Source organism: Pedobacter sp. 10L46_2 (assembly GCF_056395165.1).
In genome coordinates this window covers 1-9,282 of record NZ_JBFTIZ010000186.1, presented here as the reverse complement: position 1 = coordinate 9,282, position 9,282 = coordinate 1, and the positions used below count along the sequence as shown (strand labels likewise).

Here is a 9,282-nt window from a genome sequence, read left to right as displayed (position 1 = left end):
GTTCATGGAAAGGGTTAGATTTAAACGCTTTCATTCAAGGTCAGTTGAAACAGAATAACATGCGCAGCGGTTACATGGCTTATCCATTTGGTGCAATATTTACGAATCAGAATCCCGCATTTCTGGGAAAGACATGGACAGAGGGCAATCAGGACGCATTATTTCCTCGTTTAACAGTTAATGGAACCAGGGCTAAATGGAATTATGAAAATAATGATTTTATGTTGCAAAATAACCGATACATCCGTTTAAAAACGTTGATCGTAGGTTATACTTTACCTCAAAGAATTACGGAGAAGATAAAACTATCCAAAGTAAGATTTTACTTCTCAGGAAACGACTTATGGGAAGCAACATCTGTTAAAGATGGTTTTGACCCGGAAATGGGCGAGTCTTCTATAAATAGCGGTTATCCGTTTGCAAGAACGTGGTCGTTCGGTTTAAATGTTGGATTTTAACAACCAGTAATGATTAAAGCAATGAAAAAGATATTCAATTATATAACTATAGGGGTACTTGGCTTCAGTATTTCTGCATGCCAGAAGGATTTTATAGACCTGGACCCTACTGCACAATATACAGATGCAGTATATTTTAAGAAGTCCGCAGATTTTAAAGCATTTGCGGCCGATTTCTATGGCCAGCTACAGGGATGGAGTTTTGGTAATATGGACAATAGCTCAGATCTGTCTGCAAATTCCAATGGAAACGGTTATGATATTGGTTATGGCACCATCGTAGTTGGCAATAATGATTGGAATTATTCCGGTATCCGTAACTGCAATATTTTGCTTGCAAAAGCAAGTACCTATGCAAATGCAGCAGAAATTAGCCAGTATGTAGGCGAAGCTTATTTTTTTAGAGCTTATGCTTATTTTGGTTTACTTAAAACTTATGGTGGTGTACCAATAGTAACAACTGTATTAGATATAAATTCGCCTGAATTAAAGGCAAAACGCAATAGTCGTTATCAGGTGGTAGCACAAATTTTAACAGATTTAGATGAGGCTATTGCAAAATTACCTATTGAGCAAAACATAACGGCCACAGATAAAGGAAGGGCAAGCAAATGGGCAGCCAAGGCTTTGAAAGCCCAGGTCCAGTTGTATGAAGCTACCTGGGAAAAATATGTAGGGCAGACTCCTGATGGAGATGGCACAAGCAAAGGTGCCGGCACAGCCGGATACGACCCTGGTAATATAAACAAGTATCTTACAGATGCTGTAGCCCAATGCGAGGACATTATGACCAATGGGGGTTATGAATTATGGAATAAAAATGCCGATTCAAAAATGGCAAATTCGAGTTCATGGTATTTGTTCAATCTTGAGGATGCAGGGTCTAATCCAGGTGGGTACGACAAGACCTCTAATAAAGAATTCATTTTATATCGGACTTATGATTATACCTATAGACAGGCAAGACTAAACATAACCTGGACCTCGGGACAATTATATCCAAGTCGCAAATTTGTGGATATGGCGGTGTGTACAGATGGATTGCCACCGGCTAAATCGCCTTTGTTCCAAGGGTATCATACCGCAGTTTCAGAATTTCAGAATAGAGACAGACGTTTATTGAACTACTTGTACGCCTCCACTACCGCACCCGCATCTGTTACACTGGACTTTGGAGGCTTAGGGTCAAGTGGCTACGGAAACAGCAAATATGCGGTATACGGATATGGTTCAAGAAGGATTGACAATACTGAATCTGCCAATTGGCCAATTATTCGACTGGCAGAAATTTACCTGACTTATGCAGAAGCATTAGTTGAATTAAATGGTAACATCACTGATGCACAACTGGATGCTTCTATAAATAAATTAAGAGATCGTGCTGCAGTAGCACATTTGACCAATGCATTGGCCGGGGCTAACGGTCTGGATATGAAAGAAGAAATCAGAAGAGAAAGAGCAGTGGAGTTATACCGCGAGGGCAAGCGTTTTGATGACTTAAAACGCTGGGGCATTCTGGAAGTCTCTTTAAATGCTTCTCGATTGGGAAGAGTTGTAGGAGATGCAAGTTATGCCACACCATTTAAAGATGCTTCGGGGCAGCCAACTTCTCTTTATAAACCTACCTCGTATGTATGGGGAGAAGAGGCAGTACAAACGCCAAAAGGGATGCTAAAAAGCGTTGTGGTTTCCAGTTCGGCAAACCATTCTCTTGCACCAAAACATTATTTATATCCTATACCTGTAAACCAAATTATTTTGAATAAGAATTTGCTTCAAAATCCTGGTTATAACTAGTAGGACAGACATTGGATTATCATTAGATCTTTAGAAATTATGAAAAAAATACAAGTTTATAATATATTGAGTTGGTTCGGTATCCTCTCCTTTTTCGCGATTTTGTTCGCTTCCTGTGAGAAAGATCCTAACTTCAGAGAATTTAATTATCCTGAACTAACTGTAAATGATTTTTCTCCGGCTGCAGGACGGCCCGGATATCAAATCACCATTAACGGCACTAATTTCGGAGATGTTAAGAAAGCTGTTACTGTTTATTTTAATGGTGTAGCGGCTACTCAGGAGGACATCATCAGTGTTACCGACAAGCAGATCGTAGTAACTGTTCCTAAAACTGCCACCAGTGGAAAGATCTCTGTAAAGGTTTGGCAATTTACCAAAGAAGTGGCCGGTAATTTCACCTTTATACCCGGTGGAGAGATTATTAATATTTCGCCTGGGTTCGGTCTGGAGGGTTCATTAGTTACCATATTGGGTAAGAACTTTGGAACCATAGCAAGTGACATTAGGGTTACTTTTGGTGGAGTTAATGCCGAGGTGATCTCTGCAACAGATGCGAAGATAGAAGTAAAAGTACCTGTTGGAGGCCTTACCGGCACAATAAAGGTTTATATAGGCCTACAGGAAATTGAAGGTATTTATTTCCTGGTTGGTGAGGAGAAAATAACAGGAACCATTATTGGAACACCCGGCTCATGGAGCAATAATCCTGCTACAACAATTGCAGCTGCGTTTGATGGAAATATAGCAACTTTTGTCGATGGTGCTGTTGCATCGGGATATCTCGGTTTTGATTTGGGAGCCGCCGGGAAAGCGAAACTAAACAGGATGCGTTATTACCCTAGAACAGGTAATGCCGCAAGAATGAATGGCGCCCGGGTGTATGGGACAAATGATCCTGATAAAATAGGGACGACAAATGGTGACCTTTTATACACCATCACAACAGCCCCTGCTTATGACTGGAATGAGGCAGCCATAAACAGCACAACTAGTTACCGTTATCTATACCTGTATTTTGCTACCGGAAACCTGAATGTAAGTGAGCTTGAGTTCTATGGCGTAAAAGACAATTAAAACCTAAAATTAATACTCCCGGGTTTGATAAATGCAAGCCCGGGAGTATTTTTTAAAGTATACCCGTGGTAATCCCTATCAATTTTAAATCTCAATTATGAAACTATTTACTAACCTGGTTCTGCTTTTTGCAGGATCAATATTTCTTTTAAACTGCAGTAAGAAAGATGCTGCTAATCAAGTACCAGACCCAACAGATCCACCTCAGGGTACTGCTTTATCTATTGATACACTGGCGCCAGGCGCTCCAATGAAACATGTTGGAGGATTACACACCGCAGCAGATTTCGCAAGAATAAAAACAAAGCTGAACGAAAATGCACAACCATGGCTTTCAGGATACGATAAACTTCTGGCAAATTCACATGCACAGTTATCTTACACGCCAAATCCTCCTGAAAAATTGGTACGGGGTGGCGGAAGTGCGGAAGAACCAGATTCTGATAATTATTCAAGAGCCTTTAATGATGTTGCAGCTGCCTATCAGCTGGCATTGAGATGGAAAATTTCCGGAGATAATACATATGCGCAAAAATCCATTCAAATATTAAATGCCTGGGCAAGTACCTGTAAGCGCATCAGCGGCGATTCAAATGCACAATTGGCTGCCGGCATCTATGGCTATCAATTTGCATTGACCGGGGAATTGATGAGGGATTATAGCAATTGGCAGGCAGCAGATTTTAAAGCGTATCAAAAATGGATGACAGACGTTTTTTATCCGATAAACAAAGATTTCTTAAATAGACACAACGGCACTTGCGATTCCCATTATTGGGCAAACTGGGATATGTGTAACCTGGCTTCTATTATGGCCATTGGTATATTAACAGATAACCGGTCAATGTATAATTATACCATTAACTATCTACAAAGGGGAAACGGCAATGGCAACTGGTTTAAAGCGATTAATTATGTGTTTGATGGTGAAAATGCGGGTTTGGCGCAATTGCAGGAAAGTGGACGTGATCAGGGTCATGCTACACTGGTAATTGCGTTAATGAGTACAATTTCCCAAATGGCATGGAACCAGGGCGACGATTTTTATGGTCTTGATAATAACCGTTTCCTTAAAGCTTGTGAATACACTGCCAAATACAATGTAGCGAGGCTGGGAGTTCCTTTTCATGAATATACCCGTCTGTGGGCAGCAAATTGCGCCCAATCAGAGGTACACAAGGTAGTAAGTGACAATAGCCGGGGCACGGTTCGTCCGATGTGGTCTGCCGCCTATTTTCATTATGCGAAGATTAAAAAAGTTGCTGAGTCTGAAGCGAGGTATACGGCTTTGGGTGTACAAACAACTTTACCAGAAGGAGGCGGAGGTGACTACGGACCAAACAGTGGGGGCTTTGACCAGTTAGGGTTCGGAACATTAATGTACTCTTTACCTTGAGGTGTTTCTGTTTACATTGATGTGTTTGGCACACAACGCTATAACACTCGCCGTCATCTCCTTTGATTAACCAAAGGAGATGACGACAACTTTAAAACGGCAACGTTAAATCACCGAGCGTTAAAACGGCGAGCATTAAAACGACAGTTTAAGACAACAGCTCTAAGACAACAGCTAACGCGTAATCCAAAAGGTATTTATAACAGGAGCTGCAGTTTGCAATTTGGGTTCATTGCTGTTTCCATATTGCCAGGCCACAACAGTAACTTTTATAGGAAAACGACTACGTGGGGGAATTTTAAAAAAATTCAGGCGATTACCTACAATTTCTGCGGGGCCATCCTGCACATAGAAATAAACAGGCACATTTGCATCTGAGCTGGCTTTAAGTTCAATCCCGTTTTTATTTGCAGACTGATCCGGAATAGGTAAAAAAGTAAGGTGCTGCTTCCTACCGGCAGTATTCATAGGAGGAACAAGCATTTGGGCCTGTTGCACAGCTGGCCTATACTGTTCATCTCCTGGATGGCTAACGGCAAACCACAGCTCATAACTATGTGGGTTTTGCCAGAATCCCGACTGAGGCTGAATTCGAAAAGTAGTGTCATTAAACCTGATCATCGGGCCTGTAATTCTTCGGATCACGATTGATTCCGCATTATTTGCGTGCCCAATACGCTCACCAGCAGAAGCACCTGCCCATATAGCCGGACGGGGGCTTCCCCCCGGTATAGTATCGTAAAAAGCTGTACCTAATTTAAACGTTATCCCATCTGGCAAGGGTTCAAATTTCAGATTAATCTGCTGATGTGTATTCTTTTGTTCAACTTTTTTCCCATTTTGCACATAGGCAATAAGCTGAACTTTTTTATGGCGATACCTACCCTGATAATCCATAGTGGCCTTTGCCATTTCCTCATCAAAATACCAGAAGGCTTGCGCAGGATCTCCTTTGTACCGACTCACTGGCGCCGCTTCTGCCTTTGGAAGCTCATCCCTACTCCACTTATCAACCAACCAGCCTGTTTTAGTGGGATCTACAGATCGAAGTCTGGTTTGGCCAGTACCTTCGACCCAACGGTACTGCATTACTTTCTTTATGTATAGCGCAATATATTTACACTTTTCAGGGCTACTTGCAAAATGCCCCTCTGCCGGACTTGCCAGCATACTTAAAGGCAGCAGCGGATGTGTTGCTCTTTGCTTTAATCCTTCTAAAGCCACACTTTCAGCAGCCTCATACTCTCCCATGGTTTCCAGGCAGGGTATAAAATCTATATTTCTAGTTCCCCAGATATCCGGAGCAAAAACGGGATGGCGAAAATAAGGCCATTGGCCGCTAACTGAAATCGCAGCAAGTGCTCTTTCAGGATTCCACGCAGCCATGTAATATGGAGCGCTGGCGGCAGCAGAATGCCCCATTCCGATAAATGGAGCATTCCGCAATTCATCATAACCAGATACCTCGGCCAGATCATTCATAACATCATTGAAAACAGTTCCTGCCCCCTTACTAAAATTAAAAAAAAGGTCATAGGCCGGACTAATCCAGACCTGGGCGATACCTAGCTTACCCATAGCTTTTCTGAATTCAGGATCCTCCAGAATGGAATGCTCTTCCATGTTGTTCTGCGAAAAAATAAAAGCTTTAACCCTTTTACAATCGGGCGGAATCCATAAATAAGCCCTGCAAGGCTTATCGTTTTGAATGGTCTTCACTGCCACTGACCATTGCCAGACGGCTCCTTTGACAGGAATTGATAGGATCACAAAAAAAAGAACAATCAGGAGGTCAAACTTGGTTTTCATCATTTAGTAATTTCTCTTATCCAGATGGCCTGCCCACCAGATGGAATTAAATCTGTATCAATTATGGTTTTATGATCTACCGGTTTCCTGGTTACCCTTACTTTAGTAGCCGTTGCAACCGAAGGATCATCTGAATAAATACTGGCAATGTATTTTTTATCCTTTGGTAAAAAATTTAAAGGTATTTTAAGCTTACGTGCATCATTGTTGGTCAGCGTTCCAATAAACCAGTCCTTTGCTTTTCTCCTGGCAATAGTAATGTATTCACCAGGATTTCCTTGTATGACCTTGGTTTCATCCCAGGTAGTCGGGATTTTATCCCAAAACTCCAGTTCCGGTTCATCTTTGGAATGAGCTGGCTTATCGTACCAATATAAGGTTTGTAAGGGACTATAATAAACTGCCGCCATTGCCAGCTGATGGGCATGAGTAGTTTTGATTCGCTCGTCGTAATAACAAATGGTATAATCCGCTGCTCCGGCAATGTATCGGGTAAATGGCATAATGGTATTGCTGGTGGCATCGGGCATTTCCTCATTTCCTCTGATGCCTTCTGAAGTCAAGAGATTAGGCCATGTACGCTGTTCCCCTGTTGGCCGCCAGTCATCATGAATGTTCACCATGATATGCGCATCTGCAGCCTGCTGAATGGCTTTTTGCACCCATGTTGTCCAGCGATGAGACCCCACTTGTACAAACCCAAATTTCACCCCTTTCACCCCCCATTTCTCATAAACCTTAAACAAACTATCAGATTGACTATACAAACCCTGAAGGTTTACATACAGCCAAACACCAACGCCTCTTTCTTTCCCATAATTGATAATATCAGGAAGGTCAAAATCCGGAATGGCCACCTTAGTAGCATCAGATTTAAAAGTAAATGATGGCCCGTACCATTTCCAGTCGAACAGGATATACTGAAGGTTATGTTTTACCGCAAAATCAATATTCGCCTTTGCATCTGCAGTGGTCTGGGTCATTACCCTGATGATCTTGCCCGGCTTAATCCAGCTTTCATCCTTTATCTTTGATGGAGTATTAAGGTTAAGCAGCAAGTGATTGTTTTGTATGAGATCTCCGGGTTTTTCTGCTACCATTACGACTCTCCATGGAGTACCAAATGGCGAGATCAGATCTGCAGGAGTATACATGGAAGTTTGAATGGTATTGGATTTTACAGTGCTCAGTTTGAATTTTGTACGTGCATAATCAACCATCTGCGCCTCAGCAAGACAGGCATATAACCCATCAGGCAGTTCCAAAGTTAAAGGTCTTTCTCCCTCATCCGGCCAGTTCTTTAAAGGCAATAACCGGTAAGGTGCCTGAGCCCATGAAGCATGCCAGGCATTAGTTCCCTCGGGCAATGAAAATTCGGTATTCTCAGACAGTCTTCTTTTACTGCTTGTATCGTGATGGCCTGATAATGATCTCTGATCTGGCTACTCTCACCGGTTATGGGCGTCCATGCTGTATCTTTAGAATTGCGAACAATTCCGGTTATCTTCAGGTTTTCAAACCATTTTTCGCGCCGGTCAACCTTTAACGCCATCGCCTGCTCACTTAAATGATTGTCTAACTGTAAATCCAATAAAGATTCCAGTATAACGGGTTTTCCTTTAAAATTTACCGTGTAATACATCGCACGGGTACGGTCGGTTAATTGTTTCTGATAGAATGTTATTAAGATATTTTTATCCGGAGAATACAATTGCTGAAGAGATCCTGAAACCAGTTGCTGTGCCCTAACAGAACTAAAGAAACCAGCCAGAGCAACAACAAAGGTTAAGAGTGGTTTTAATTTTCTAAGCTGCATAAATATTGGAAAGTAGACAGGTTTCACGTAAAATCTGAACTGCACGGTAAACCTGATTAACTACAGATTGATACTTTATCCCCGTGATTTCTGATATCTGGTTATAATTAAGGTCCTGGTAAAAACGCATATGAATGACCTCGCGTTGTTTCAGTGGTAAATTATTAATGGCCCCCATCATTACCTCTTTTAACTCCACATCCTGCTCCCTGGAAATAATGGCATCTTCATTTGAATATTCAAATTCTGCAAAAGGCATTGCCTCAAGCTTTGATGCTTTCAATTGGGATTTCCGGATGTGGTCCAATAAGGTACAGCGGGTGGAACGGTAAAAGTAAGCTCGGACATTAGTGATTTCACCTATCCTCACTCTGTTTTCCCAGAACTTAATAAAGAGTTCCTGCAGAAGGTCATCGACCAGATCAGCATCCTGAATCGTGGTAAATGCATATCTGAATAAACCCGGATAAAGTGCTTTGTGAAGTAAGGCAAAAGATCCTTGCTCACCATTCCTGGTCTGATCCCATAACACCATCAAATTGTCGACTTTGCTCATAAGAATTACATATTTGGTTACTGCAATGTTTGGTTTGCAACAAGCCTGAGCAGAAAGATTTTCAGCTCTGGTTTGCCGTAAATTGCAGTTACGAATATGGTTTGGAATAAAAAAAAGGAAGGGTACAAACTCGTAATTAAGGAGTGTATTTTCGCCAAATGGCGTTTTTTAACCTAAAAGAGGGCTATTTTTTGCTAATCTTTGAATTTATAGCGCTTATTAAAAGACTTGCGGTGTTTCTTTATGAACTCAGATGGGTTGGAATGAAACAATTTAAAAAATTGTTTGCTGAAATATTTAGCATCATTAAACCCGGTTTGAAAAGCCGCCTCGTTTACATTACAATCTGTATTGATCATGATCCTTGCTGCAG

General features: G+C 41.6%; 8 protein-coding genes and 1 pseudogene. 4 read left to right on the top strand and 5 right to left on the bottom strand.

Going from position 1 to position 9,282, the window contains the following annotated elements; genetic code table 11:
- From AC1DDX_RS18045 to AC1DDX_RS18030, 4 genes and pseudogenes are all read left to right on the top strand, one after another.
- Nucleotides 1-458 (top strand): annotated as a pseudogene (locus AC1DDX_RS18045) (SusC/RagA family TonB-linked outer membrane protein); the annotation flags it as partial.
- Nucleotides 459-479: 21 nt separating this feature from the next.
- Nucleotides 480-2,255 (top strand): RagB/SusD family nutrient uptake outer membrane protein, encoded by a 1,776-nt coding sequence (locus tag AC1DDX_RS18040; protein ID WP_172660168.1) that lies wholly within the window; start codon nt 480-482, stop codon nt 2,253-2,255.
- 39 nt (nt 2,256-2,294) lie between these two features.
- Nucleotides 2,295-3,332 (top strand): IPT/TIG domain-containing protein, encoded by a 1,038-nt coding sequence (locus tag AC1DDX_RS18035; RefSeq protein WP_172660167.1) that lies wholly within the window; start codon nt 2,295-2,297, stop codon nt 3,330-3,332.
- A gap of 97 nt (nt 3,333-3,429) precedes the next feature.
- Nucleotides 3,430-4,728: an alginate lyase family protein gene (locus AC1DDX_RS18030; RefSeq protein ID WP_288879210.1), complete on the top strand. Its 1,299-nt coding sequence runs from the start codon at nt 3,430-3,432 to the stop codon at nt 4,726-4,728.
- A gap of 174 nt (nt 4,729-4,902) precedes the next feature.
- Here the strand turns inward: AC1DDX_RS18030 and AC1DDX_RS18025 are convergent, their stop codons facing one another.
- The 5 genes from AC1DDX_RS18025 to AC1DDX_RS18005 form a co-directional block, all read right to left on the bottom strand.
- Nucleotides 4,903-6,540 carry a thioredoxin domain-containing protein gene (locus AC1DDX_RS18025; RefSeq protein ID WP_288879209.1) on the bottom strand — a complete coding sequence of 546 codons (1,638 nt, stop codon included), beginning with the start codon at nt 6,538-6,540 and terminating at the stop codon, nt 4,903-4,905.
- On the bottom strand, nt 6,537-7,904 hold the full coding sequence (locus tag AC1DDX_RS18020) for a glycoside hydrolase family 97 protein (protein WP_477622357.1): 1,368 nt from the start codon (nt 7,902-7,904) through the stop codon (nt 6,537-6,539). The genes AC1DDX_RS18025 and AC1DDX_RS18020 overlap by 4 nt, the downstream gene beginning before the upstream one ends.
- Entirely contained in the window at nt 7,838-8,353 is a 516-nt protein-coding gene (locus tag AC1DDX_RS18015; protein WP_477622356.1) for a glycoside hydrolase family 97 N-terminal domain-containing protein, read from the bottom strand. Before AC1DDX_RS18015 ends, AC1DDX_RS18020 begins: the two co-directional genes overlap by 67 nt.
- Entirely contained in the window at nt 8,343-8,909 is a 567-nt protein-coding gene (locus AC1DDX_RS18010) for an RNA polymerase sigma factor (protein WP_172660164.1), read from the bottom strand. The genes AC1DDX_RS18015 and AC1DDX_RS18010 overlap by 11 nt, the downstream gene beginning before the upstream one ends.
- Nucleotides 8,910-9,103: 194 nt before the next feature.
- Entirely contained in the window at nt 9,104-9,268 is a 165-nt protein-coding gene (locus AC1DDX_RS18005; protein ID WP_477622358.1) for a helix-turn-helix domain-containing protein, read from the bottom strand.
- Nucleotides 9,269-9,282: the final 14 nt, after the last annotated feature.

What these genes read in the sequence shown, in the direction of transcription:
- AC1DDX_RS18040 (WP_172660168.1), top strand. Translation starts at nt 480, where the DNA reads ATGAAAAAGATATTCAATTATATAACTATAGGGGTACTTGGCTTCAGT.
- AC1DDX_RS18035 (WP_172660167.1), top strand. Translation starts at nt 2,295, where the DNA reads ATGAAAAAAATACAAGTTTATAATATATTGAGTTGGTTCGGTATCCTC.
- AC1DDX_RS18030 (WP_288879210.1), top strand. Translation starts at nt 3,430, where the DNA reads ATGAAACTATTTACTAACCTGGTTCTGCTTTTTGCAGGATCAATATTT.
- AC1DDX_RS18025 (WP_288879209.1), bottom strand. Translation starts at nt 6,540, where the DNA reads ATGATGAAAACCAAGTTTGACCTCCTGATTGTTCTTTTTTTTGTGATC.
- AC1DDX_RS18015 (WP_477622356.1), bottom strand. Translation starts at nt 8,353, where the DNA reads ATGCAGCTTAGAAAATTAAAACCACTCTTAACCTTTGTTGTTGCTCTG.
- AC1DDX_RS18010 (WP_172660164.1), bottom strand. Translation starts at nt 8,909, where the DNA reads ATGAGCAAAGTCGACAATTTGATGGTGTTATGGGATCAGACCAGGAAT.
- AC1DDX_RS18005 (WP_477622358.1), bottom strand. Translation starts at nt 9,268, where the DNA reads ATGATCAATACAGATTGTAATGTAAACGAGGCGGCTTTTCAAACCGGG.